Here is a 26,065-nt window from a genome sequence, read left to right on the forward strand (position 1 = left end):
CTTAAATCCTTATTGCACCGTAAATTGACGGCGAATTTTACGCATTAACAAAAATAGCCAAGGCCATAGAATGCCGTTGACCACACTACTCCAGAATACTTCGGGGCGGAATGAGACATTACTGACTAAAAACTCAGACCAGAACACCACGACATCCATCGTCAGCGATAACAACATCACAATCAGTGCCTGCTGCCACAGTGCCATATTGCGAAATAGCTGAAACTTAAACGCCACCAGATAAGCGATGATACTGAGCGCCAGCGCCCGCACCCCGAGAGTCGACCCCAAAATAAGGTCCATAATCAGCCCGAGAATAAAACCAGTCCCCACATTGACCCGGTGCGGTAATGCCATTACCCAATAAATGAGGACCAATGCCAGCCATGAGGGCCGGAACATATAAATTTGCTCGGGCCACGGCATAATTTGCAGCACCATAGCAATCAGAAAGGATAACCAGATAACCCAACGGCCATTGCTGCTGTAGCGGTTCATGGTGATACTCCCGGAGCAGTCACTGCGGTTGGTGCCGTGGTTGCGGGTGGTGCCGGTGGGCCCATGGCATCGGCAGAGGGTAATACTTGCGACATCATCGGAGCCAAACGTTCATTTGCGACGCGGCGAACTTCATCAGGCGGCAATGGAATATCGCCGTTGCGATCTGCCCCCCACAATAACAATAAGTAACGCAAACGCTGTAAATCCGCGGTCGGACGAGCTTGAATCACCGTATAAGCGCGTTGGTTATCCACTTTGACCGACGAAACCACTCCGACCGGATAACCTTCAGGGAAACGCCCCCCCAAACCGGATGTCACTAATACATCACCGACACGAATATCCGTATTACTAGGCAAATGCTCTAATAATAAGTCATCGGTGCAACCGCTACCGGCGGCAATCACTCGAATATCATTTCGCAAAACCTGAATAGGAAGAGCGTGGGAAGTATCACAAATCAATAATACGCGGCTGGTTAATTGACTTACCGCAACAACTTGGCCTACGACCCCCCGATCACTGATAACCGGCTGGCCTTCGTACACCCCATTGTTAGAACCTTTGTCGATAACCACTTGATCACTATAGGGATCTGTCCCGCTGGACATGACCTGCGTCACCATTTTTTGTTCATCTTGACGCAGTGGAGAACCGAGCAATTCACGTAAGCGGTTATTTTCCTGCTTAAATTGCCCCAGCAACTGCAAATCAGTGTTTTTCAGCAATAGCTCTTGGCGCAACGCACGATTTTCCAGCTCCAACTGTTGATGGGTAGCCAGAGTTTCAGAAACGTTATCGAGAACTTTACGTGGCCCATTGGCCAGAAAATAGAAAGGGCTAACGGCGGTGTCCATATAGGTACGTATTTTAACAAATGTACCTAATCGGCTATCCGCTATCACCAAAATAATGGCTGCAAGAACGGCAAAGAACAACCGCAGTTGCAGGGATGGACCCCGGCTAAAAATCGGCTTCATAAATTATGCGTATTCCTCGACGACAAAAAAAGAAACACTTGACCTGATGCGTAAGAATACGGTTATCCGATCAAGGCCTCTTCTTTTGTTTTGGCTGACTATTCTTCGCTGAACAAATCGCCGCCATGCATGTCGATCATTTCCAACGCTTTACCACCGCCGCGGGCGACGCAGGTCAATGGATCTTCTGCAACCACAACCGGGATACCCGTTTCTTCCATCAGCAAGCGATCCAGATTGCGTAACAATGCGCCACCACCGGTCAACACCATACCGCGCTCAGAGATATCAGAAGCCAGTTCTGGTGGGCACTGTTCCAGCGCAACCATTACGGCGCTGACAATCCCCGTCAGTGGCTCTTGCAGCGCTTCCAGGATCTCATTGGAGTTTAGCGTAAAGCCACGCGGTACACCTTCAGCAAGATTACGGCCGCGCACTTCAATTTCCAGAACTTCATCACCCGGGTAGGCAGAACCGATGCTGTGCTTGATACGTTCAGCTGTTGCTTCGCCAATCAATGAACCGTAATTACGGCGCACATAATTAATGATAGCTTCATCAAAACGGTCACCACCGATGCGTACGGAAGAAGAATAAACCACCCCGTTCAGAGAGATAACGGCCACTTCTGTGGTCCCGCCACCTATATCCACCACCATTGAACCGGTCGCTTCAGAAACCGGTAAGCCTGCACCAATTGCCGCGGCCATCGGCTCTTCAATCAGAAACACTTCACGAGCGCCAGCGCCCTGAGCAGATTCACGGATCGCACGGCGCTCAACCTGAGTTGCCCCGACTGGTACACACACCAATACACGCGGACTTGGGCGCATAAAGCTGTTGCTGTGAACTTGCTTGATAAAGTGTTGCAACATTTTTTCAGTCACAAAGAAATCGGCGATAACACCGTCTTTCATTGGTCGAATAGCTGCGATATTACCGGGGGTACGCCCCAGCATCTGTTTAGCATCATGGCCCACAGCCGCGACGCTCTTCGGTGAACCGGCACGATCCTGGCGAATAGCAACCACTGAAGGTTCATTCAGTACAATGCCTTGTCCTTTAACATATATAAGGGTATTGGCGGTACCCAAGTCGATGGACAAGTCGTTGGAAAACATGCCACGAAATTTCTTAAACATAACGAAAGGATAATCCTGCAAGCTGGGGGCGGAAAATAAAATCCGCCTACTTTACCAACCACACGAAGCAGCGACAAGGCGCAAAAACGTCCTGATTCGGTGAAAAAGTAGCTGCGTTATTGACATCTCGCTCCATCACAAACCTATGTCATTTGAAAAGGTTGAGTACACCCTCTCCACAACACAGTTTCCGCGCAACGACCGGCGTAACACAGCACATAAAATCTAACATTTAACCTGATTCTCGTCGGAAGTAAGCGCCCACCAACGATTTACGGAAATGACTGGCACATTCTACGTTAATTTTTGCTCAACGATCAGGCTAAACATTGCCTTAATACGAATATTTTTTCTTTCCAGGGCTTAAAAGCGTCGGCGGAGCAAAAAAATTGCCCTGTCCACCGTAAACACCTTTCTCCTTCAGAGTTTGCCACTCTTCACGGGTCAGCACTTCTGCGGCAAAAACTTTCGCATGCGTTCCCGCACAAGCACCGGTTAGACTCTCGACAAACAGCTGATTCTCATAACGTAAATTAATGCTTCTTACTAATCCTGGATGAAGTTTAATCATTTCCACCCGGAGAGACTTAATATATGACGTACTGACAACCGTCAACCCAGCCTGTGACACCATGACCTTGCAACCGACACCCAGTAACAAACGCATCATCGGACGGATTTGGCTGATATATTGACACACATCTGCCTCTGCAAGTTCAAAGATAATTCGCTCTCTATCCGATTTTCTGCATTGCAACAACGTATCCCGCAGCCAGCGCTGGAAAGGACGTTGTAATAATGAATCAACGCTGATAGAAAATGCCAGAGTTTCGTCCGGCCATAAAGCTAATAAAGGAATTATCCGATCAATTTTTTGGCGGTCATAACGCTCACCCAAACCGAATAACTGCACCAGTGGCGTAAATTCAGCGGCCCGCAATTCTTGCTCGCCATCATATATGCGACTAATAATTTCACGGTGGTGAATTTTGCCGTCAACTGTAACAACCGGTTTCTGGTAAAGCCGTGGGCCACCGTTAAGCAATGTTTGTTCCAGCAAAGTGCGCCATTTGACGCTACCACGCCCTTTTTCTGCGACTTGGGTGTCGTAAACATACCAACCATTTCCCCCATACATCGCGGCATTTTTGGTCGCTTGTCCAGCATTATCCATTATTTGTTCTGCTGAATCGCCATTGCGATACGCCACAATGCCAATATGCATCAGTGATTCTCGGTCAATAACATGGGGTTCGGGCAATGACCCAACTGCATGCACTAGCTGTGCAGCCATGACATCAGCATCTTTAAGCGTTTTATGAGGGAGTAAAATCGCAATATCACTGTGATGATAACGGGCCAGCAATGCAGAGGGGTGACGCGTGACAAAAGTAGAAAGCAGATTAATCAGCGAATGCATCAGTTCTTGCACCTGCTGGTGATCATCCGTTTCAATTAAACTGTCAAAATCCGGTAACTGCACCATCATCACCACCCCGTGGGCACCCGATTCTTCCATTTGAGTCGTCAGTTGGTTATCAAAAAAATGGCGGTTACTGAATCCTGTTTTGGCATCCTGTGCGGCAAAAGTGCGAATTAAAGTATCAACGCGATTGCGCTCTTCCCTAGCTTCTATCAGCTCTGCCAATAAATGATCAATGGCGCGGCTGGCGCAAGGAGGCCATTCGTGGCCGTCGTTATTCATGGCGTACTCACGTTCACCACTAAGAATACGCTTGGCTCGCCGTTCCAATTTTTCCTGACCTGCGGTCTGTTCACGTAACCAGCGGAAACTTAACAGGAGTGTCAACGCGATAATTATCACTGCCAGCGATAAAATAGCGGCGGCATAAAGAGAGCGAGCATAGCTGCTTAAGGGGTCAATATAAGTGAAATGCATTGAAGCCCCGGGCTGGTGCACCATAGGGACGACCAAGCTGCGGTAACGACTTTGACCGTTCCAAGGGGCATAAATAGCAGGCAATTTTAGTTGATATAACGTGCTGTCTTTATTCTGGATGCTCACTTCCAAAACACCCAGCGTCCGCATCATTATGGGCAACCATTCGCGTTCTTTATCAGCAGGATACACCAGCAATGATTGATCATAAGCTGTGACAATACTCTGGAGGCGGTGCTCCATTTTTTTCTGACACAAATAAAAAAAACTTGCCGTGCTACCCAGTAGCACTAAACACATCGCCAATACGACCAGCAGAGTCATAAATACAGAAAGTTTGGTTGTAAATCGCATCCCTTAACCTTGCGAAGCGCAATTCAGTGAAAAAAATACCTCAGTTCCTTCGAGGAAAAACACTATATGACAAAATGCCGTCATAACGCTGATTTTTTACGTCATAATGCGACTAAAACACAATAACTCAGCCTTTTTCCCAGAACTTCTGGTTAATCCTCTTTTAAGGATAGTCACGGACGAAATCAACAGCCTGATTTTTGTTCTTGATCAGGCCAGAAGGTTGATGTTGTCGCTATATTGGCTCACTCTTAACTCATACTTCCTTTGAATCTTGGAGTGCCACATGCGAGCGCTTGTTCTTGAGCAAACTGAAGGCCGTACTACCGCAGAAGTGCGCGAAATATCCCCTTCACAGTTGCCTGCCGGTAATGTCACGGTTGATATCAATTGGTCTAGCTTGAATTATAAAGATGCACTGGCTATCACGGGCAAAGGGAAGATTATCCGTGAATTTCCGATGGTTCCTGGCATTGATTTTGCTGGCACCGTCCACAGTAGTGAAGATCCGCGTTTTCATGTTGGCCAATCGGTCTTGTTGACTGGCTGGGGAGTCGGCGAAAACCATTGGGGCGGTTTGGCGGAACAAGCTCGCGTTAATGGCGACTGGCTGGTGCCCATGCCTGAAGGGTTGGAGCCTCGCAAGGCGATGATCATTGGAACTGCAGGTTTCACTGCAATGTTGTGCGTCATGGCATTAGAAGAGGGTGGAGTGACACCTGAAAGCGGTGAAGTGGTGGTCACTGGCGCGAGCGGCGGTGTGGGCAGCACGGCGATTGCTTTACTTGCTGCACTGGGTTACCAAATCGCCGCTATTTCTGGCCGTGACAGTAACAGCGACTACCTGAAGAGCCTCGGTGCCCAACGCGTGCTTTCGCGCAATGACTATCTTGATGCTTCACGCCCATTGGAGAAACAATTGTGGGCAGGAGCCATTGATACAGTTGGCGATAAATTGCTGGCAAAAGTGCTGGCACAAATGAGTTACAACGGCACGGTTGCAGCTTGTGGTTTAGCGGGGGGCTATTCGCTTCCTACCACCGTCATGCCATTTATTCTGCGCAATGTCCGTTTGCAAGGGGTAGATTCGGTGATGACGCCGCAACAGCGCCGCCGGCAAGCTTGGCAAAGGCTACAGAAAATTTTGCCCGAAAGTTTCTATCAGCAAGCATCACAATCCATCACGCTCGCCGATACGCCGACCATCGCGGCGCGCCTGCTGGCAAATGAAATCACGGGTAGAACCTTGGTGAAAATCCGCTGATTTAGCTCCGCCGGGGGCAATCATGCTCCCCGGCTTATCATTCGTATTGTAATGATTTTCAAATTTCCCGCCGCTCCTCTAGCACTTATCCATATAAGCCGCCATGATTAACATCAATTGGGTTGATATATTCTCCCCTGCTTGACGGAGCTATTTTATGCGCAACTTTTTCTCCCATTCCCTGCATCATGCGGCCATTTCACGCAAACTGACCGAAGCGGATGTCACCCCTGAGAGCATTTTTTATCAGCGCCGTAAGGTGTTACAAGCGCTGGGGATCACCGCTGCCACACTGGCGTTGCCGACATCTGCACAGGCTGACTTACTGGCATGGTTTAAAGGGAATGATCGCCCTAAAGCCCCTGCGGGCAAACCGCTGGATTTCACTAAATCAGCAGCTTACCACCCTGATTTGGCGCTAACACCCGAAGATAAAGTCACCGGCTACAATAATTTCTATGAATTCGGATTGGATAAAGCGGACCCCGCAGCCAACGCCGGCACACTGAAAACCGAAAGTTGGCAGATAAAAATCGACGGCGATGTCGCCAAACCAATGACACTCGATATTGATGACCTGATGAAACGCTTTCCGCTGGAAGAGCGCATTTACCGCATGCGCTGCGTGGAAGCCTGGTCAATGGTTGTGCCGTGGATTGGCTTTGAATTGGGTAAATTGCTCAAACTGGTAGAACCCACCAGCAATGCGCGTTACGTCGCGTTCCAGACACTTTACGCACCGGATCAGATGCCCGGCCAAGAGGATCGCTTCATTGGCGGCGGCCTGAAATACCCTTACGTCGAGGGATTACGGCTGGATGAGGCAATGCACCCCTTGGCCTTCATGACATTAGGGGTTTATGGTAAAGCCCTGCCCCCCCAGAATGGTGCGCCACTGCGCCTCATCACCCCGTGGAAATATGGCTTTAAAGGTATAAAGTCCATCGTTCACATTCGCCTGACCCATGACCAGCCACCGACAACTTGGAATCTGAGCGCACCCAATGAGTATGGTTTTTATGCCAACGTGAACCCTCATGTTGACCATCCGCGCTGGTCGCAAGCAACCGAGCGCTTTATTGGCTCCGGCGGGATCCTAGATGTGCAGCGCCAGCCGACGCTATTGTTTAATGGCTATGCTGACCAAGTTGCTTCACTCTATCGTGGTTTGGATCTGCGGGAGAATTTCTGATGCGGCTCAGTTTACGACAAATTAAGTGGCTAAAAGTCGCTATTTGGCTGGCAGCCGCACTGCCTTTCCTATGGCTGATTTTATCCGTGGACCAAGGCTGGCTCAGTGCTGATCCTGCTAAAGATATTCAACACTTTACCGGCCGCATGACCCTTAAATTGTTATTGGCGACACTGCTGGTCACGCCACTGGCACGCTATGGCAAGCAACCGCTGTTGATCCGCTGTCGCCGGCTGTTAGGTTTATGGTGTTTTGCCTGGGGAACACTACATTTGGTCAGCTACTCGGTATTGGAACTGGGGCTGAGTAATATTGGCTTACTGGGGCGTGAGCTGGTCACCCGCCCTTACCTGACGCTGGGCATAATAAGTTGGCTATTGCTCCTGTCACTGGCCGTGACATCCACCTTATGGGCCCAACGAAAAATGGGAGCCAACTGGCAAAAATTGCATAATCTGGTGTATATTGTCGCCATTCTTGCGCCGATTCATTATCTTTGGTCGGTGAAAACCCTATCACCACTACCGATTCTTTATGCCGTAGCGGCAGCAATATTATTAGCGCTACGTTATAAAAAATTTCGACAATGGTGCCGTTAAAAATCTGAGTTTTTCATCAACCATCATTTTTTTCTATTGAATATCTTCGCTGATAAGACCAGTATTTAGCTGCTAATTGCTACGATATCATTATAATGCCCGACCTTAATGCTGATCGCAGTATCAAATTCGTCGTAAAAAGGTGACAAATCGGTGACATCAGGTTATTTTTTACGATGATGTACTAATTGCCGGAGATACCAGCACAATGTCGGATAAGTTTCACATTTTGCTTCTGAATGGCCCTAACTTGAATCTGCTTGGAACGCGTGAACCCGAAAAGTACGGTTACACGACATTGACGGAGATTGTCAGTCAATTAGAGACTCAAGCTCAGGTCATGGATGTGGCGCTATCCCACTTGCAATCAAATGCAGAGCATGTGCTGATCGATAGAATTCACCAGGCACAGGGTAAGACCGATTTTATCCTGATCAATCCGGCAGCGTTTACACATACCAGTGTTGCACTGCGCGATGCGCTGTTAGGTGTGCAGATCCCGTTTATCGAGATCCATTTATCTAACGTGCATGCCCGGGAGCCCTTCCGTCATCATTCATATCTCTCTGATATCGCGGTTGGCGTAATCTGTGGACTTGGCGCAGATGGCTACAACTTTGCTTTACAGGCAGCGGTAAATCGCTTGTCACAACCCAACTAGACCCGAAATAATTCGAGTGGTGGGAAGGCGGCAACTGAGTAAATCCCCGTGAGCTTACATAAGTAAGTGATTGGGGTGAACGAAGGCAGCCAACACACATACCACTCGCAGCATGATGGGTATAATTGCAACACAAAAAGAGTACGGAATCACACTCATGGATATTCGTAAGATTAAGAAACTGATCGAACTGGTTGAAGAGTCCGGCATTTCAGAGCTGGAAATCTCAGAAGGCGAAGAGTCAGTACGTATCAGTCGTGCTCCCGCCGCACCAAACTACCCAATGATGCAACAGCCGTATGCTTTCGCAGCACCACAGCAACAACCAGCTCTGGCAGCTGCTGTCGCTCCAGCACCAGCTGAAGCTGCTGCACCGGCGGCTATCAGTGGTCATATCGTGCGCTCCCCAATGGTCGGTACTTTCTACCGCACCCCGAGCCCGGATGCCAAATCCTTCATTGAAGTAGGTCAGAAAGTTTCTGCTGGTGACACTCTTTGCATCGTTGAAGCGATGAAAATGATGAACCAAATCGAAGCAGATAAATCCGGTACTGTAAAAGCCATTCTGGTTGAAAATGGTCAACCGGTTGAATTCGACGAGCCTCTTGTCGTCATCGAGTAACGAGGCGTTCCATGCTTGATAAAATCGTAATCGCTAACCGTGGTGAGATTGCGCTGCGTATCCTGCGAGCTTGTAAAGAGCTGGGGATTAAAACTGTCGCAGTTCACTCTGTTGCGGATCGTGATCTTAAACACGTGTTACTGGCTGACGAGACTGTCTGTATTGGTCCCGCGCCGTCTGTCAAAAGCTATCTGAACATCCCAGCAATTATTTCTGCTGCTGAGATCACCGGCGCGGTGGCTATTCACCCCGGCTATGGTTTCCTGTCTGAAAATGCTGATTTTGCCGAACAGGTAGAACGTTCTGGTTTCATCTTTATCGGCCCTCGCGCCGAAACCATTCGCCTGATGGGCGACAAAGTTTCAGCGATAAATGCCATGAAGAAAGCCGGTGTACCTTGCGTTCCTGGCTCTGATGGCCCACTGGATGACGATACTGCCAAGAACAAAGCCTTTGCCAAACGAATCGGTTACCCGGTCATTATCAAGGCATCAGGCGGTGGTGGTGGTCGTGGTATGCGTGTGGTACGTCACGATAAAGATCTTGAGCAATCCATTAACATGACTCGTGCGGAAGCAAAAGCGGCTTTCAATAACGACATGGTTTACATGGAGAAATACCTGGAAAATCCACGCCATATCGAAATTCAGATTTTGGCTGACGGTCAGGGTAATGCAATCTATCTGGCTGAGCGCGACTGTTCTATGCAGCGCCGTCACCAGAAAGTGGTCGAAGAGGCACCAGCGCCTGGTATCACCAGCGAAATGCGCCGTTATATCGGCGATCGCTGTGCCAAAGCCTGTGTGGAAATCGGTTATCGTGGTGCGGGGACTTTCGAGTTCTTGTATGAAAACGGCGAGTTTTATTTCATCGAAATGAACACCCGTATTCAGGTTGAGCATCCAGTGACCGAAATGATAACCGGCGTCGATTTAATTAAAGAGCAGCTGCGTATTGCCGCGGGCCAACCTCTCTCCATCAAACAAGATGAGGTGAAAGTGCATGGTCACGCAGTAGAGTGCCGTATCAACGCCGAAGACCCCAATACCTTCCTGCCAAGCCCGGGTAAAATTACCCGTTTCCATGCGCCGGGCGGTTTTGGTGTGCGTTGGGAGTCCCATATTTACGCCGGTTATACCGTGCCACCATATTATGACTCCATGATCGGTAAGCTGATTACTTACGGTGAAAACCGTGATGTTGCTATTGCCCGCATGAAGAATGCGCTGGCAGAACTCATTATCGATGGCATCAAGACCAACGTGGAGTTGCAGCAACGCATCATGAATGACGAAAACTTCCAGCACGGTGGAACCAACATCCACTATCTGGAGAAAAAACTCGGGTTGCAAGAAACCTGATATTTCGCTTTTCATGCCAAGGCCGGTAAATTACCGGCCTTTTTCTTTTCATTGGTTTAATTTTCTGTTGATTGACATGGCTGGCGTTCCAATAATGCAGCAACCGAGTGCATCCCGATAAACTGACTCTGGCCAGTAACTCGGGTGAGCGAATGTAGCTAACACCGCTGCAAAGCCATATAAGAAGGGGAAAAATGGACACAAGGTTTCTACAGGCCAACAAAGAAGCACGCTGGGCCTTTGGCTTAACACTGGTGTATCTGGCGGGCTGGGTAATAACGGCTTACTTACCGGGCAATATTCCTGGCATCAGCGGCCTACCCGCTTGGTTTGAAGCCGCCTGTATTGCACTGCCGCTGCTGTTTATTGTGCTGTGCTATTTGATGGTGCGCGTGATATTTCGTGATATCCCCTTGGAGGACGACAATGCAAACTGATGTCATCCTGCCATTAGTGGGCTATCTGGCCATGGTATTCGGCTTATCTGTTTATGCTTATACCCGCCGCAAAACTGGGAATTTTCTCAACGAATACTTTATCGGCAACCGCTCGATGGGGGGATTCGTACTGGCAATGACCCTAACGGCGACGTATATCAGCGCCAGCTCATTTATCGGCGGGCCAGGTGCTGCCTATAAATACGGCCTTGGCTGGGTATTGTTGGCCATGATTCAGTTGCCTGCAGTGTGGTTATCCTTAGGGGTATTGGGTAAGAAGTTTGCCATCCTGGCACGCCGTTATAATGCCGTGACCCTCAATGACATGCTGTATGCGCGCTATCAGAGCCGCTTATTAGTGTGGTTAGCCAGCCTCAGCTTGTTGGTGGCCTTTATTGGTGCCATGACAGTGCAGTTCATCGGAGGCGCTCGCTTACTGGAAACCGCCGCCGGTATTCCTTACGACACCGGCTTATTGATTTTCGGTGTCAGTATCGCGCTATACACCTCTTTTGGTGGATTCAGGGCCAGTGTGCTCAACGATGCCATGCAAGGATTGGTGATGTTGGTCGGCACCATTTTACTGTTGGTGGCAGTTATCCATGCCGCTGGTGGGCTACATAAAGCCGTCGAAACACTACAGCATATTGATCCGGCGCTGGTTTCACCTCAGGGTGGCGATCAGATCCTCGACTTGCCATTTATGGCATCATTCTGGATCCTAGTGTGCTTTGGTGTTATTGGTTTGCCACATACTGCGGTGCGTTGCATTTCGTATCGTGATAGTAAAGCCGTGCATCGCGGCATTATTCTCGGCACCATTGTTGTGGCAATCTTAATGTTTGGTATGCATTTAGCCGGTGCATTGGGCCGGGCCGTGTTGCCGGATCTCAAGATCCCGGATCAAGTGATCCCGACATTGATGATAACGGTGTTGCCACCATTTGCCGCGGGGATCTTTCTGGCCGCACCAATGGCGGCTATTATGTCAACTATCAATGCCCAGTTGCTGCAATCCTCGGCAACCATTGTGAAAGATTTATACCTCAATCTGCGGCCAGAAGAGCTGAAGAATGAACGCAAACTGACCCGTATTTCCAGTATGTCGACACTGATACTCGGGCTATTACTGCTGCTTGCCGCCTGGCGACCACCAGAAATGATTATCTGGCTGAATCTATTGGCCTTTGGTGGGCTTGAAGCCGTATTCCTCTGGCCACTGGTGCTGGGGCTGTATTGGGAGCGAGCCAATGCCCATGGAGCCCTGAGCTCAATGATTGTTGGGGCGATATGCTATACAGTTCTGGCCAGTTTCGACATTAAAATTGCGGGCCTGCACCCGATAGTGCCCTCACTGGTACTAAACCTGCTGGCGTTTTATATCGGTAATCAGTTTGGCGATAAAGCACGAGCACGGCAGCCCGTCATCGCCAATGCTGAATAGAATTGCTACTTTTAGATAGCGATTTTTGACCAAAACCTTATTGATAAAAACCGATGCCAACACTCGCGTTGAAGGTCGGTTTTAGAAGAGAAAGCTATGCCTTGGATCCAACTTAAGTTAAACACCAGCGGTAATCAGGCCGAATCCCTTGGTGATGCATTGATAGAAAGTGGCGCAGTCTCTGTGACGTTTCAAGATACTCACGATAATCCGGTATTTGAACCACTGCCGGGGGAAACTCGCCTGTGGGGCGATACCGACGTCATTGGCCTGTATGATGCAGAAACCGATATGGCGCAAGTGGTCGCCATGCTGGAATATCATCCGCAGCTCGGTAACGGTTTTCGCCACAAAATTGAGCAGTTGGAAGATAAAGATTGGGAACGCGAATGGATGGATAACTTCCATCCAATGCGCTTTGGTGAGCGGCTGTGGATCTGCCCAAGCTGGCGTGATGTACCCGACCCTAACGCCGTTAACGTGATGCTCGACCCCGGTTTAGCGTTTGGTACCGGCACTCACCCGACCACCGCATTATGTCTGCAATGGCTTGATGGTCTGAACCTCGACGGTAAAACGGTTATCGACTTCGGTTGTGGCTCAGGGATTCTGGCTATTGCCGCGCTAAAACTCGGTGCAGCGCACGCTATTGGCATCGATATCGACCCGCAGGCCATTCAAGCCAGTCGAGATAACGCGCAGCGTAACGGCGTCTCAGAGCGTTTGGCGCTCTATCTGGCAAAAGACCAACCAGCAAACTTATCTGCGGATGTGGTGGTCGCCAATATCCTGGCAGGCCCACTACGCGAACTCGCGCCATTGATTAGCGTGTTACCCGTCACTGGCGGCCATCTTGGCTTATCAGGCGTGTTAGCAACACAAGCGGCTGGCGTCGCCCAAGCCTATGAGGATCAATTCGCTCTCGACCCGGTAGCAGAGAAAGAAGAGTGGTGCCGCATCACCGGCATCAAGCAGTAATAGCCACCACGCTAATAATAACTATCAATATTACTGGCGTTGCAACATTCACTGTTGTCACGCCAAGTTAGCCGAGTCGCATTAGCATTGCTAGGCGACCGCTAGCCATCCATCAGGTCTTTTTTTAGCTAAAATGAGATGTCTGACACATTTATATCTGCTATTTATCATTCATTTGATGGATAAATCAGCACTTTTGACCACAATGATGTTACGCCGACAGTTGATAATTATGTTGTTTAGTAGAAAATACTAAAGCGCACAATTTAACCATACTAGCTTAACTCAATGTTATATATAGATAAATAATTAATTAGCCAAGATTAGTCTGTAATTTGTCGCTCTTTTTTCATCAATTGGTCAAAGTTTGGCCTTTCATCTGAGCGCAAAAATGCGTAATATACGCGCCCTTACGGACACAGTGTGGTCATTCTTTGTCTATGCGTATTGGACACATCCAGCTTACAAATTGCCTGATTGCCGCCCCGATGGCGGGCATCACAGATCGCCCCTTCAGAGCGCTATGTCATGGCATGGGGGCTGGGATGGCAGTATCTGAAATGCTCTCCTCTAATCCAGAGGTATGGCGGACGGATAAGTCGCGTTTACGCATGGTTCATAGTGATGAGCCTGGAATTCGTGCCGTGCAAATTGCCGGTAACGACCCGGATGAGATGGCAGCAGCCGCCAAAATCAATGTGGCGAATGGTGCCCAAATCATTGACATCAATATGGGATGTCCGGCCAAGAAAGTGAATCGCAAACTGGCAGGATCAGCATTATTGCAGCATCCTGATCTGGTCAAACAGATTCTCTCCGCAGTAGTTAATGCGGTAGATGTGCCAGTAACGCTGAAGATCCGGACGGGTTGGTCGGCCGAACACCGTAACTGTATAGAAATTGCCCAACTGGCTGAAAACTGTGGTATACAAGCCCTGACGATTCATGGCCGAACCCGTTCTTGTCTGTTTAATGGCGAGGCGGAATACGACAGTATTCGGGCAGTTAAGCAGATTGTTTCCATTCCCGTTATTGCGAATGGCGACATCACTGACCCGCATAAAGCCAGAGCAGTGCTTGACTACACTGGGGCTGATGCCCTGATGATAGGACGTGCCGCTCAGGGAAGACCTTGGATCTTCCGGGAAATCCAGCATTATCTGGACACTGGGGAGCTGCTGCCACCGATGCCACTTGGCGAGGTACAGCGCTTGTTGGACGGGCATATACGGGAATTGCACGACTTTTATGGTCCAGGCAAGGGATTTCGTATTGCACGTAAACACGTCTCTTGGTATCTCCAGGAGCACGCCCCTAACGACCAGTTTCGGCGCACATTCAACGCCATTGAGGATGCCAGCGAACAGCTGGAGGCGTTGGAGGCATATTTCGAAAATCTTGCGTAAACAGAAAAAAGAGCTGACAGAACTATGTTCGAACAACGCGTAAATTCTGACGTACTGACCGTTGCAACCGTAAATTCACAAGATCAGGTGACTCAAAAGCCTTTGCGTGATTCGGTAAAACAAGCACTGAAGAACTATTTTGCTCAACTGAATGGTCAGGATGTGAGTGACCTGTATGAGTTGGTACTGGCTGAAGTTGAACAGCCATTGTTGGACATGGTGATGCAATACACCCGTGGCAACCAAACCCGTGCGGCCCTGATGATGGGCATCAACCGTGGCACGCTACGTAAGAAATTGAAAAAATACGGCATGAACTGATACTAGTCAGTTAACTTGTTGTTTAAAAAGGCGTACTCCACACGGAGCGCGCCTTTTTTATTAGCTGGTTTCTACCCGGTTACGTCCCCGCTGCTTCGCATGATATAACGCTTCATCGGCGCGTTTTAGCGCATCCTCCGGCTTATCTTCCCCACTCCAGTACGCCACACCCAACGAGATAGTAATAGGTCGAATGCCTGGCATCACCATCATCTCTACATTTTGGCGCAACCGGTTAGCGACTTGAATGGCGACATCAGGTGAAGTGCCGGGCAGCAACATCAAAAACTCTTCCCCACCGCTACGGCACAGGATATCAGTATCACGGGAGCTTTCGCGGATCTGCACCGCTAACTGCTTGATAACTTCATCACCAACATCATGGCCGTAAGAATCATTAATCACCTTGAAATGGTCAATATCCAGCGCGATGACCGAAAAATGCTGTTCAAATTGTGAAATTGGCTCAAGTGTTGTGGCTAGCCCGCGTCGGTTATACAAGCCCGTCATTGGGTCAGTTTGTGCTTCAAACCTCAACTTACCAATTTTCTTCTGCAACAAACTAATCCCAATCAGCAGCGCCCTTTTAAGCTGAGTAGATTCAAAATACCATGAAGGTATCTCTTTGATACTGTTGGCTATATCTGGCTTATCCATATCATTGGCACTGCCTGCCAGTAACCATAGCGGGCGAGCAATCATGCGGGACAATAGCCAGACCCCCAGCAGTGTGAGCAACGCCAGCGGCGCTATATGGCCCAATCCCTTCAGCATTAACCCCTCAAGGGGCTTCAAAGTGGACGATTCTGGCCGCAGGGTAACAATCTCCCAACCCGCAGGGCCGACCATGGAGTAACCCGCCAACATTGGTTCACCGCTGGTATTGGTCACTATCAAGCTGCCATTGTCACTTTTCTTGCTGGCCTCGGTAATCGGCTTAGGTTCCAGTATTTCTCCGATGCGGTTAACATCGCGGTGATAAAGAATACGCCGATCACCGTCGAGCACTACGATGTAAGAACCATCACGATAATAATGCTCGCCCAATAATTCATTTAAAATACTTTGCTTACGGAGATAAATTGTCCCGCCGATGTAACCGCGATAGTGCCCATCTGGCGTGATAATCGGTGTCGAAATATTGATGACCAGATTATTGGCGGCGGACATATAGGGTTTACTGATGAGCGGGCGACGCAGTTTTAGCGCCTCTACAGACCCAGGGGATGTCAGGCTGTGGCCCAATAACTGGAGGCTATCAGGCGATGTAGCGCGCACAATGCCGTGAGTATCCGTCACCACAACCGAGTTAAAACTGTCAGTTTGGTATTTTAGCCGAGCAGTCTCTGCTTGCAGAGCAGCCTGATCGTCAAAATTCTTTGCGGCGATCACACTGCTGTAATGCAGCTGCTTTTGCGCACTTAGCAGAAAAATTTCCGTACTGGACGCCAATTTCGTGGCATAAACGCGGTTCGCTTCCAGTGTGTTATCAATCAGTAACTGCCGCTGAACCCGATAACTGGCATAGAAGCTGTTTGCCAGCGTCACAAATGCACTCATCACAGCCAGAATAAGGATTAAGCGACCTAAGTCGAGGCGAAAAATCTTGGTTGAAAGAATCGAGCGTGACACGACAACATTCCTGCATGCAATGGGTTGGCTAAATTTGCTACTGACGGTAACACGAAAAGAACGCCGGAACTCATCTATATTGCATAAGCTCAATATTATCTCTTCAAATGAATCATTATCACGCTATAGTCATTATTAACAGTTAGCTATGGCTTTGGTGATTGTTAACTGACGTCTGATTTGTACTGATAATGAGGGGTTAATTATGAATAAAATGATCATCGCAGTAGCACTCGCAGCTACTGTATTAAGTGGATGCGCTAACAATAGAACGGCGTCTGGTGATACTTTCACGGCGGCTCAAGCACGGCAAGTACAGACGGTGACTTATGGTACGGTGATTTCCGCACGCCCAGTCACGATTCAGGGTGGCAGTGAAAATAATGTGGCTGGCGCTATCGGCGGGGCCGTGGTCGGCGGTTTCCTGGGCAATACTATCGGCGGTGGCCGTGGTAATAGCCTAGCAACAGCGGGTGGTGCCGTTGCCGGTGGTATGGCTGGTCAAGGTGTGCAAAGCGCCATGAACCGTAGTGAAGGTGTACAACTGGAAATCCGTCGTGATGATGGCAGCAGTATTGTCGTCGTGCAGGCTCAGGGACCAACCCGCTTCAGCGCCGGCCAACGTGTCATCATTGCCAGTGACCGCAGTGGTACCGTGACTGTTTCTCCACGTTAAATGCCAGCACCGGGAGAGATCTCCCGGTGTCTTGCCTCCCAACCTAAAAAAATCGCCACGATTTCCTACCCCATAACTAATTGTTTAATAAAATAAAAAATTAATATTGCATTCAGTTCTAGATAAAAAAACCATTTATATTAGTTATGGCAGTCAAATATTATGTTGCCATAGGAAATGTGTTGTGGTTAAATAGCGTCATCGGTTTGGAACACAGACCTTATGAAAGCAGTTTTAGTTAAGCAGTCCTCAGTTAAAGCGTTATCCTAGATATCCCTTCTCCGTGAGTCTCCTCCTAAGTGCCCAATAAGTTATCCGCTGAAAAACAGACCACGTTCGCTACATTATTGTGGCAAAAATAATTGAAGGAAATATCTCTATGTCTAATAAGATGACTGGTTTAGTAAAATGGTTTGACGCTGGTAAAGGTTTTGGTTTCATTACTCCTGCTGACGGCAGCAAAGATGTATTCGTACACTTCTCTGCTATCCAGAGCAATGATTTCAAAACATTAGATGAAGGTCAAAAAGTTGAGTTCTCTATCGAGAGCGGCGCTAAAGGCCCAGCAGCGGTAAACGTAGTCGCTCTGTAATTCAGTGTGATTAGGGGGGCAAGCTGCCAATAGCGATGACGGCTAGACCCGAGCAGAGTAGCCGCTCCCCAAATAAGTAAAGTAATACCCGGTTGACAGTAACATTTATGCAAGCAGTTTTAGTAAAGCAGTTCCCCGTATTAGCGTTATCAGATAGATACCTCTTCTCCGTGAAATTCCTTCTAAGTGCCCCATAAGTTGTGCCCAAGCCTATTCGCTCGCCTATGGCGGCAATCAAAAAATAATTGAAGGAAGTATCTTTATGTCTAATAAAATGACTGGTTTAGTAAAATGGTTTAACGCTGATAAAGGTTTTGGTTTCATTACTCCTGCTGACGGCAGCAAAGATGTATTCGTACACTTCTCTGCTATTCAGAGCAATGATTTCAAAACGTTAGATGAAGGTCAGAAAGTTGAGTTCTCTATCGAGAGCGGCGCTAAAGGCCCAGCAGCGGTAAATGTTATTGCTCTGTAAGAGTCAATAATAAAATCTAAATCAAAGAAACCACGGTTTCAATGATGACGATATATCGGGATGATTTACGATAGCGATGAAGGTGATAGCCCTGAGCAGTTAAATCATTCTGAATAAAAACAACCCGCCTTAGTGCGGGTTGTTTTGTTACTGAGAACCGGGTTTCATCCCGAATAATATAAATATTCACCTCATCCAGAGCGCAATATTTAATAATTAAAATTGATACGTTGTGCATTATTTCTTAACAGATATATTTAATCTGCCCGCTCCACTTGCATTCCCTCAGACTCATTCTGTCATCTCGTCTATTAATGCAAAATTATGTTGTTTTAACAGATAAAATCCCGCCCTGCATAATTAATAAAGTAAAGTAATCGACAAATTTCTTCTGAATCAATCCGTTCAGAACAATATATTTATCCCACCGCACTCCCGCGCCCCGTACAATATAAGAATGACTTTGATCAAAATCATGACGTTATTTTCTCTATACAGTTATTTCATATAATCTCAGCCTTAATAATTTAACTATTCCCTACAACTGCTGGCGATGATTAACACTGCACATAAAATAGCATCAGGGTAAATAATCATGTCGATACTCAAAACACGTATAGGAAGAATGCTACTTATCCTATTTATTGGGATAAGCATCTGGTTTAGTCCAGTACCGGAATCTGTTGATCCACGAGCTTGGCACCTCATGGCCGTCTTTGCCGCCACAGTTATTGGGCTGATTCTCTCGCCCTATCCGTTAGGTGCAATGGCAATATTCAGCCTGACGGTCGTCGCCGCCACCGGTTTACTCAGCATTAAAGAAGTGCTCGCCGGCTTTGCCGACCCAACAATCTGGATGATAGCTTGCGCCTTCTTTATTTCACGCGGCTTTATCAAAACAGGTTTTGGCCGCCGAGTCGGGTACTTGTTTATCAGTAAGTTAGGCCACAGTTCACTGGGTTTGGCTTACGGATTGGTATTGACTGATTTGCTGTTTGCACCGGCCATGCCATCAACGTCCGCTCGCTGTGGTGGCATCATCACCCCGCTGTTTCGTTCAATATCTGAAGCTTATGAATCCACCCCTGAGCGAGGAACCGAGCGCAAAATCGGGGCTTTTCTGGTGCAATGTATCTTCCAATGCAACGCCATTACCTGCGCAATGTTCCTAACGTCGATGGCGGGTAACCCGATGATAGGTAAGCTGGCCGGTGAAATGGGGATAACCATTACCTGGACCAGTTGGGCGCTGGCCGCGATTGTTCCTGGGTTAATTTCTCTGGCCGTCATTCCATTGCTGCTGTACCGCTTTTATCCTCCTGAATTGAAGAAAACCCCGGAAATGCGCGCATTGGCCATCGTGAAACTGCAAGAAATGGGGCCAATGAGCCGCAATGAATGGATCGTGTTATCAGTCTTCATTGGGTTGGTGACCTTGTGGGTGTGTGGTGCTGCGCTGAATATTGATGCCACCATGACCGCCTTTATTGGCCTGGCCATCCTGCTATTGAGCGGCGCGCTCACGTGGGATGATGTCATTGCTGAGAAAGAAGCCTGGCACACAGTGATTTGGTTTGCGGTGCTGCTCACTCTGGCCAGCCAACTGAATAAACTCGGGTTCATTACCTGGTTTGGGGCCTCAATTGCGGGCTCGGTACAGGGCATGAATTGGGTACCGATGATGGGGATTCTGCTGCTGGCTTACTATTACAGCCACTATATGATGGCCAGCGCTATTGCCCATATCAGCGCTATGTATGCGATTTTTGTTTCCATCGCCATTGCTGCCGGGGCACCGCCAATGCTGACAGTGCTGGTGTTTGGCATGTTCAGTAACCTGTATATGGCGACCACCCATTACTCCGGAGGCCCGGCCCCAATACTGTTCGGGTGTAACTTTATCCCGCTGGCAACCTGGTGGAAAATAGGTTTCCTGATCAGTTTAGTGGTTATTCCTATCTGGTTGATTATCGGTAGCGCCTGGTGGAAAGTGCTGGGCTTTTGGTAACCCACCGCCAAGATAAAAGTAAAAATACCGCGCTGTCAGGATGGCGCGGTGTTGATTTTTCCTTCCATTTACCGCGATTGTGATATAATTCACCAAAAGCTAGCCTCGCTTATCGATAGCCCTCTTTTGTGACCATTCACTACGCGACCCCCGCTTTTAATGTAAATATTGTGTCAATTATCGTCTTCACGAAAACGATAATCGACCTACGGTGTCTGAAGATATGTACCGCTATCGAGTTATTTCCTTATGCGTTACACGCTCGCACTTAACGCATAACGATAGAGTTCATATGATAAAGCCGCAGAAATTCCATATTTCCCTGCTCCACCCGCGCTATTGGCTGACTTGGTTTGGCCTCGGCGTGCTGTTTTTGTTAGTCCAATTGCCCTATCCAATCCTAAATAAATTAGGCATTTGGCTCGGGCGCACCTCCATGCGTTTTCTCAAACGGCGGGTTTCTATTGCCCGACGTAACCTCGAACTCTGTTTCCCTGATATGGATAAAACTACCCTCGAGCGGACGATTGTCGGTAATTTCGAATCCTTGGGCATGGGGTTGCTGGAAACCGGTATGGCATGGTTTTGGCCCGATGCTCGAGTAAAGCGCTGGTTTACCGTCTCCGGCCTGAATCACCTGAAAAAGGCCCAAGAGGGCAAACGCGGAGTCTTAGTCATTGGCGTTCATTTTATGTCGCTGGAACTCGGCGGCCGCGTCATGGGCCAATGTCAGCCAATGATGGCAATGTATCGTCCACACAATAACAAAGTGATGGAGTTAGTGCAGACTTGGGGCCGGATGCGCTCCAATAAAGCCATGTTGGACCGTAAAGACCTGCGTGGCATGGTGCAAGCCCTGAAAAAAGGTGAGGCCGTTTGGTTCGCGCCAGATCAAGATTACGGCCCGCGTGGCAGTGTTTTCGCACCTTTGTTTGCCGTTAATCAAGCCGCCACGACCAGTGGTACGTTTATGTTAGCCCGCTTAGCGAAACCGGCCTTATTGCCATTAGTGTTACTGCGCAAAACAGACGGCAGCGGCTATGACCTGCTTATCCAGCCAGCACTGGAAGACTATCCGATTGATGACGAGATAGCGGCAGCTCGTTACATGAATAAAGTGATTGAAAAAGAAATCATGCGTGCCCCCGAGCAATATCTTTGGTTGCACCGCCGCTTTAAAACTCGCCCGGTGGGTGAAACATCACTCTATTAAAAGCAACCTAAACAAGAAAAGCCCGGTCTATGCCGGGTTTTTTATTCCCTGAAATCCACCCAATGTGGCTGGATGCGTGTTACCCCTCGACCGGTGTTGCGCCCTCGGTCGTGGCTGTATCTTGTATGGCGATGAGATTACGCCCCGGCAATGTTTTGCAGGCCACCCCGCCAGTAGGCGGTGCCGTCGTGGGGTAGACCTCTTTGGGTAAGACATAAACCGGCGTGGTGGCGACAAAACCATCACTGAAAGTCGCCTCAACAAAAGTGGCCTGCCAGCCAGATGAGGGGGCCGTAAGCGCGATATCAAGGGTATTCTCTGCTGTTAGCGCCAGTGGAAAGGCGGTGTATTGCACATCGCAAGCATAACGAAAATCACGCGCGGCACTGTTGCTGGCACTCCATAGCAAGACTTTATCCAGAGTCTCGGACAACTTCACCGTCAATGTTTGCACCTTATCTTTCATGCCAATACTGGTATTTATGTGTGGTAAGGGCGTGGATTGTCGCAGGCGATTAACAAATGGAATCAGTGACTGTTCGCTAAACGCTTTAATACCATAGTGGCTGGAGTTGGGGGCAACTCGCAGGACTTTCTCCCCCGGTAATTTTTCGTAGTAAAAGTCTGTGTTATCAGGCACGTAAAAATCATCGCCGCTGGCATTGATAATATATTTCGGAATACTTAGCCGGGACTGATACTCAGTTCCCATGTATTGGAGAGGATCGATAACCTGCATCAATTTAGTAAAGCCCGCTGTATCCAGCTTCTTATCAATCTCGTCCAGATAATAAGGGGCAAAAGCTATCGGCCAGTTACCGCCATAAGATTGATACATATGTTCCAATGCGGCGCGGGTATCCAGCAGATCAATAACAAAGGGCGCGATAGCACTCACTCGGGCGTCGGCAATCGCCGTCAGCCAAGTCGTCCAACCGCGTTTGGATAGCCCCGTGACAATAAAACTGTCTAATGCTTGTTCCGGCAAAGCTTGTTGAGCCATGGTCATCGCCTGAGAAACAGCTGCCGCCATGGGCACCTGCAAGGGCAATATAGCGCGGGACTCAGGGGCGGCCATAAATAGAGACCAGCTACGGGCCACACTGACATCCTCTTTGCGGGGTTCGCCATCCTGCTGATACTCAAGATACTGATTGGGAATGGTGCTAATCGCTATCACCACCGTGTTGGTTTGGCGGGCAATATTTTGCAGTGCATCGAGGGGAAAATCCGTCGGCCCAGATGCTGGAACGGTGCCAGTGGCGTGGTTAATCCCATTATTAATCACCACCAGCCCTTGTGTCGATGTGTTGCTACTTGGAATAAAGACCTCGACCTGATGCTGCCAAGCGGCGGGAGAGACTAAATTATCAGGGGCCCAATGTTGAGAAGTCAGTTGGTAGCGACGCCATTCAAGCCCCGGTAAATTCTCCTGACTGAGTAAAGTGTAACTCAGCGGTTCCGTGGCTAATTTCGCCTTGTAGCTGGACAAAACCTGAGAAAAATTAATATTGCTGCATTGGGTTGATTCAACATCCGCTTGTGCCAAGCAACTGGCCGTGAGCAACCATGGCAATCCACAGAGCAAAGCAGTTAAATAATGAGGCATAATCCCTATCCTTTTATCTAAGGTATTTGGCTAAATAACTTTCCCACAGGGGATTAAATAACGGATTGAGCATTCAGAAAATCCGAATTTCACCTAGATATGCCTTTTTTTATATTACGATATGGACAAAATTCAGACAGTAAACTCACGAGACCGCCTTGCCCTCCGATACACTAAAAACCATAAGAAATTTCTGCACTAAAACATATCAACCGGGCTGTAAACGCGCCATTACGGTGCGTTCTCCCCTTCCCGCGCATACCCATAAAGAGTTAACCCCAAGTAATTACTCAGAGGATCAATGGAATGCAACTCTGGCATCCCATTTGCTAATACCAAACTGGCTACACGCCAACAGACAGCGAAGGTGCATCACCGGTGCGCTACAAAATGACAATAGGCACGACTTTGCCTCACAGGACGCTTTCATGAAAAAAATAATGATTTCAACGCTGGTTGCTGCTGCCTCGTTAGTGGCATTAGCGGGTCAAGCTCAGGCGGGCACTACTTTGGATGCGGTGAAGAAAAAAGGTTTTGTGCAATGCGGGATCAGTGATGGCTTGCCCGGCTTCTCTTATGCCGATGCCAGCGGTAAATTTTCCGGGCTTGATGTAGACATTTGCCGTGCTGTTGCCGCCGCCATCTTTGGTGATGCGGAAAAAGTCAAATACACCCCACTGACCGCCAAAGAGCGTTTCACTGCCCTGCAATCTGGCGAAGTCGATATTTTGTCGCGTAACACCACCTGGACGTCATCCCGCGATGCAGGCATGGGCATGCTATTTACTGGGGTGAATTATTATGACGGCATCGGCTTTCTGACCCACAATAAAGCCGGGCTGAAAAGCGCCAAAGAGCTAGATGGTGCCACCGTATGTATTCAGGCCGGCACCGACACTGAGCTTAATGTTGCCGACTACTTTAAAGCCAATAAAATGCAATACACCCCGGTCACTTTCGACCGCTCTGATGAAAGTGCCAAAGCACTGGATTCCGGGCGCTGCGATACCCTGGCCTCCGACCAATCTCAACTGTACGCTCTGCGCATCAAGTTAGGTAAACCAGACGAATTTATCGTGCTGCCCGAAGTCATTTCCAAAGAACCGCTGGGGCCGGTGGTACGCCGTGGCGATGAAGATTGGTTCGCGCTAGTGCGCTGGACATTGTTTGCCATGCTAAACGCCGAGGAAATGGGCGTAACCTCAAAAAATGTCGAGGAACTGGCGGCTAAACCGACCACTCCTGATATGGCGCATTTGTTAGGTCAGGAAGGCAATTATGGCAAAGATCTAAAAGTTCCTAATGATTGGGTAGTTAAAATCGTCAAACAAGTGGGTAACTACGGCGAAAGCTTTGACCGTAATGTGGGGATGGGCAGTGAACTGAAAATCAAACGCGGCCAAAATGCGCTGTGGAACAATGGCGGCCTTCAGTACGCACCTCCGGTTCGTTGATAACAGACGCCCCTCCGGCAGGCCTGCCCTGCCGGATGAATTATCCAGACCGAGGCCCACACTATGTCACAACGCCCAACCGCCAAAGGTGCCTTTGCGCTGACCAACCCAGCGGTGCGCGCCTGGGTGTATCAAATTATCGCGCTATTGATACTGATCGGATGCGGTGCGTACCTGATCCATAACACTATTACCAATTTATCAACCCGGGGCATCACCTCCGGTTTTGCTTTCCTGAATAACAGCGCCGGTTTTGGCATTGTTCAGCATCTTATCGACTATGAGCAGGGCGATAGCTATGGGCGAGTCTTTCTAGTCGGGCTATTCAATACCTTGCTGGTATCCGTATTATGTATTTTCTTTGCCTCAATATTAGGCTTCTTTCTGGGATTGGCGCGTTTGTCTGATAACTGGTTATTGCGCAAATTATCGACAATCTACATTGAGACATTCCGTAATATTCCACCGCTACTGCAAATTTTCTTCTGGTATTTCGCCGTGTTGCGCAATCTACCGGGGCCAAGACAGAGTTTGGATGCCTTCGGCGTCGCATTCCTGAGTAATCGTGGTTTATATCTGCCGTCCCCGGAGTTCGCTGCCGGTTTTATGCCAGCGCTCATCGCCTTGCTACTGGCCGCTCTCGCCATTTTTGCCCTCTATCGCTATAACCATTTTCGTCAGTTACATACCGGGCAATTCCACCGCACCTGGCCTGCGGGCTTGCTGTTATTGATAGCCCTGCCCGCACTGGCTCATTGGCTATATGGCCCGGCGTTACACTGGGATTTGCCACAGTTACGGGGTTTTAACTTTAAAGGCGGGCTGGTGCTGATTCCTGAATTGGCCGCCTTAACACTGGCGCTGTCAGTTTATACCTCGACCTTTATTGCCGAAGTTATTCGCTCGGGTATTCAGTCTGTGCCACATGGCCAGCATGAGGCCGCGCGCTCATTGGCGTTGCCTAATACCGTGACCTTGCGCCAAGTGATTTTGCCGCAAGCGCTGCGCGTCATCATCCCACCACTGACCAGCCAATATCTGAATATTGTCAAAAACTCTTCGCTGGCGGCGGCAATCGGCTACCCAGATATGGTGTCGCTGTTTGCCGGTACCGTGCTGAATCAAACCGGCCAGGCGATAGAAACCATTGCCATTACCATGTCGGTCTATTTGGTTATCAGCTTGTCCATTTCATTTTTAATGAATCTCTACAACCGGCGTATTGCGCTGGTCGAGCGCTAAGG

24 protein-coding genes are annotated in these 26,065 nt (G+C 48.8%); 18 read left to right on the forward strand and 6 right to left on the reverse strand.

The features are described 5' to 3' along the window. Nucleotides 1-9: 9 nt before the first annotated feature. The 4 genes from mreD to csrD all read right to left on the reverse strand — a co-directional run bounded on the left by mreD (nucleotide 10) and on the right by csrD (nucleotide 4,877). A complete protein-coding gene (gene mreD / locus D5F51_RS20045) occupies nucleotides 10-498 on the reverse strand; it encodes a rod shape-determining protein MreD (RefSeq protein ID WP_025376835.1) in 489 nt (162 codons plus the stop codon). After that, entirely contained in the window at nucleotides 495-1,481 is a 987-nt protein-coding gene (gene mreC, locus D5F51_RS20050) for a rod shape-determining protein MreC (protein WP_129198704.1), read from the reverse strand. Before mreC ends, mreD begins: the two co-directional genes overlap by 4 nt. 98 nt (nucleotides 1,482-1,579) lie before the next feature. Further along, on the reverse strand, nucleotides 1,580-2,623 hold the full coding sequence (mreB, locus tag D5F51_RS20055) for a rod shape-determining protein MreB (RefSeq protein ID WP_002228205.1): 1,044 nt from the start codon (nucleotides 2,621-2,623) through the stop codon (nucleotides 1,580-1,582). A 334-nt stretch (nucleotides 2,624-2,957) separates the two neighbouring features. Further along, complete coding sequence (gene csrD / locus D5F51_RS20060) at nucleotides 2,958-4,877, reverse strand: RNase E specificity factor CsrD (RefSeq protein ID WP_129198706.1); 1,920 nt, start codon at nucleotides 4,875-4,877, stop codon at nucleotides 2,958-2,960. A gap of 286 nt (nucleotides 4,878-5,163) precedes the next feature. On the opposite strand from csrD, the gene acuI reads away from it, so the two are divergent. The 11 genes from acuI to fis all read left to right on the forward strand — a co-directional run bounded on the left by acuI (nucleotide 5,164) and on the right by fis (nucleotide 15,162). Then, nucleotides 5,164-6,141 (forward strand): acrylyl-CoA reductase (NADPH), encoded by a 978-nt coding sequence (acuI, locus tag D5F51_RS20065; protein WP_025376832.1) that lies wholly within the window; start codon nucleotides 5,164-5,166, stop codon nucleotides 6,139-6,141. Between the two features lie 157 nt (nucleotides 6,142-6,298). Next, nucleotides 6,299-7,333, forward strand: a complete 1,035-nt coding sequence (msrP, locus tag D5F51_RS20070) for a protein-methionine-sulfoxide reductase catalytic subunit MsrP (protein WP_129198708.1) — start codon at nucleotides 6,299-6,301, stop codon at nucleotides 7,331-7,333. Continuing rightward, nucleotides 7,333-7,932 carry a protein-methionine-sulfoxide reductase heme-binding subunit MsrQ gene (msrQ, locus tag D5F51_RS20075; RefSeq protein WP_129198710.1) on the forward strand — a complete coding sequence of 200 codons (600 nt, stop codon included), beginning with the start codon at nucleotides 7,333-7,335 and terminating at the stop codon, nucleotides 7,930-7,932. The genes msrP and msrQ overlap by 1 nt, the downstream gene beginning before the upstream one ends. Nucleotides 7,933-8,140: 208 nt before the next feature. Continuing rightward, complete coding sequence (aroQ, locus tag D5F51_RS20080; protein WP_025376829.1) at nucleotides 8,141-8,593, forward strand: type II 3-dehydroquinate dehydratase; 453 nt, start codon at nucleotides 8,141-8,143, stop codon at nucleotides 8,591-8,593. Nucleotides 8,594-8,750: 157 nt separating this feature from the next. Next, the gene (gene accB, locus D5F51_RS20085) at nucleotides 8,751-9,215 is read left to right on the forward strand and encodes an acetyl-CoA carboxylase biotin carboxyl carrier protein (protein WP_025376828.1); all 465 of its coding nucleotides are present in this window, start codon (nucleotides 8,751-8,753) and stop codon (nucleotides 9,213-9,215) included. An 11-nt stretch (nucleotides 9,216-9,226) separates the two neighbouring features. Further along, a complete protein-coding gene (accC, locus tag D5F51_RS20090; protein ID WP_025376827.1) occupies nucleotides 9,227-10,576 on the forward strand; it encodes an acetyl-CoA carboxylase biotin carboxylase subunit in 1,350 nt (449 codons plus the stop codon). Nucleotides 10,577-10,770: 194 nt separating this feature from the next. Then, nucleotides 10,771-11,013 carry a YhdT family protein gene (locus tag D5F51_RS20095; protein WP_129198712.1) on the forward strand — a complete coding sequence of 81 codons (243 nt, stop codon included), beginning with the start codon at nucleotides 10,771-10,773 and terminating at the stop codon, nucleotides 11,011-11,013. Further along, nucleotides 11,003-12,457 (forward strand): sodium/pantothenate symporter, encoded by a 1,455-nt coding sequence (panF, locus tag D5F51_RS20100; protein WP_129198714.1) that lies wholly within the window; start codon nucleotides 11,003-11,005, stop codon nucleotides 12,455-12,457. Before D5F51_RS20095 ends, panF begins: the two co-directional genes overlap by 11 nt. A 96-nt stretch (nucleotides 12,458-12,553) precedes the next feature. Next, entirely contained in the window at nucleotides 12,554-13,435 is an 882-nt protein-coding gene (gene prmA / locus D5F51_RS20105) for a 50S ribosomal protein L11 methyltransferase (protein ID WP_129198716.1), read from the forward strand. Between the two features lie 440 nt (nucleotides 13,436-13,875). Next, on the forward strand, nucleotides 13,876-14,841 hold the full coding sequence (dusB, locus tag D5F51_RS20110) for a tRNA dihydrouridine synthase DusB (protein ID WP_087769055.1): 966 nt from the start codon (nucleotides 13,876-13,878) through the stop codon (nucleotides 14,839-14,841). 24 nt (nucleotides 14,842-14,865) lie between these two features. Further along, the gene (fis, locus tag D5F51_RS20115) at nucleotides 14,866-15,162 is read left to right on the forward strand and encodes a DNA-binding transcriptional regulator Fis (RefSeq protein WP_002210061.1); all 297 of its coding nucleotides are present in this window, start codon (nucleotides 14,866-14,868) and stop codon (nucleotides 15,160-15,162) included. Between the two features lie 60 nt (nucleotides 15,163-15,222). Here fis and D5F51_RS20120 read toward each other — a convergent pair whose 3' ends face one another. Continuing rightward, a complete protein-coding gene (locus tag D5F51_RS20120) occupies nucleotides 15,223-16,782 on the reverse strand; it encodes a sensor domain-containing diguanylate cyclase (RefSeq protein ID WP_129199524.1) in 1,560 nt (519 codons plus the stop codon). Between the two features lie 217 nt (nucleotides 16,783-16,999). On the opposite strand from D5F51_RS20120, the gene D5F51_RS20125 reads away from it, so the two are divergent. The 5 genes from D5F51_RS20125 to lpxP all read left to right on the forward strand — a co-directional run bounded on the left by D5F51_RS20125 (nucleotide 17,000) and on the right by lpxP (nucleotide 21,758). Then, entirely contained in the window at nucleotides 17,000-17,470 is a 471-nt protein-coding gene (locus tag D5F51_RS20125; protein WP_087769056.1) for an outer membrane lipoprotein, read from the forward strand. Nucleotides 17,471-17,849: 379 nt separating this feature from the next. Next, nucleotides 17,850-18,062 (forward strand): transcription antiterminator/RNA stability regulator CspE, encoded by a 213-nt coding sequence (gene cspE, locus D5F51_RS20130; RefSeq protein WP_025376800.1) that lies wholly within the window; start codon nucleotides 17,850-17,852, stop codon nucleotides 18,060-18,062. A 262-nt stretch (nucleotides 18,063-18,324) separates the two neighbouring features. Continuing rightward, complete coding sequence (gene cspG / locus D5F51_RS20135) at nucleotides 18,325-18,537, forward strand: cold shock protein CspG (protein WP_025376799.1); 213 nt, start codon at nucleotides 18,325-18,327, stop codon at nucleotides 18,535-18,537. 595 nt (nucleotides 18,538-19,132) lie between these two features. Next, the gene (locus D5F51_RS20140; protein WP_025376797.1) at nucleotides 19,133-20,545 is read left to right on the forward strand and encodes an anion permease; all 1,413 of its coding nucleotides are present in this window, start codon (nucleotides 19,133-19,135) and stop codon (nucleotides 20,543-20,545) included. A gap of 292 nt (nucleotides 20,546-20,837) precedes the next feature. After that, nucleotides 20,838-21,758, forward strand: a complete 921-nt coding sequence (lpxP, locus tag D5F51_RS20145; protein ID WP_025376796.1) for a kdo(2)-lipid IV(A) palmitoleoyltransferase — start codon at nucleotides 20,838-20,840, stop codon at nucleotides 21,756-21,758. Between the two features lie 79 nt (nucleotides 21,759-21,837). On the opposite strand, the gene D5F51_RS20150 is transcribed toward lpxP, so the two are convergent. Then, a complete protein-coding gene (locus tag D5F51_RS20150) occupies nucleotides 21,838-23,367 on the reverse strand; it encodes a PhoPQ-activated pathogenicity-related family protein (RefSeq protein ID WP_129198718.1) in 1,530 nt (509 codons plus the stop codon). 428 nt (nucleotides 23,368-23,795) lie between these two features. On the opposite strand from D5F51_RS20150, the gene D5F51_RS20155 reads away from it, so the two are divergent. Then, on the forward strand, nucleotides 23,796-24,821 hold the full coding sequence (locus tag D5F51_RS20155; protein ID WP_087769058.1) for an amino acid ABC transporter substrate-binding protein: 1,026 nt from the start codon (nucleotides 23,796-23,798) through the stop codon (nucleotides 24,819-24,821). Nucleotides 24,822-24,884: 63 nt separating this feature from the next. Next, nucleotides 24,885-26,063: an amino acid ABC transporter permease gene (locus D5F51_RS20160; protein ID WP_129198720.1), complete on the forward strand. Its 1,179-nt coding sequence runs from the start codon at nucleotides 24,885-24,887 to the stop codon at nucleotides 26,061-26,063. Nucleotides 26,064-26,065 lie beyond the last annotated feature (2 nt).

Origin of the sequence: Yersinia hibernica, from assembly GCF_004124235.1 — a bacterium.
GTDB lineage: Bacteria > Pseudomonadota > Gammaproteobacteria > Enterobacterales > Enterobacteriaceae > Yersinia > Yersinia hibernica.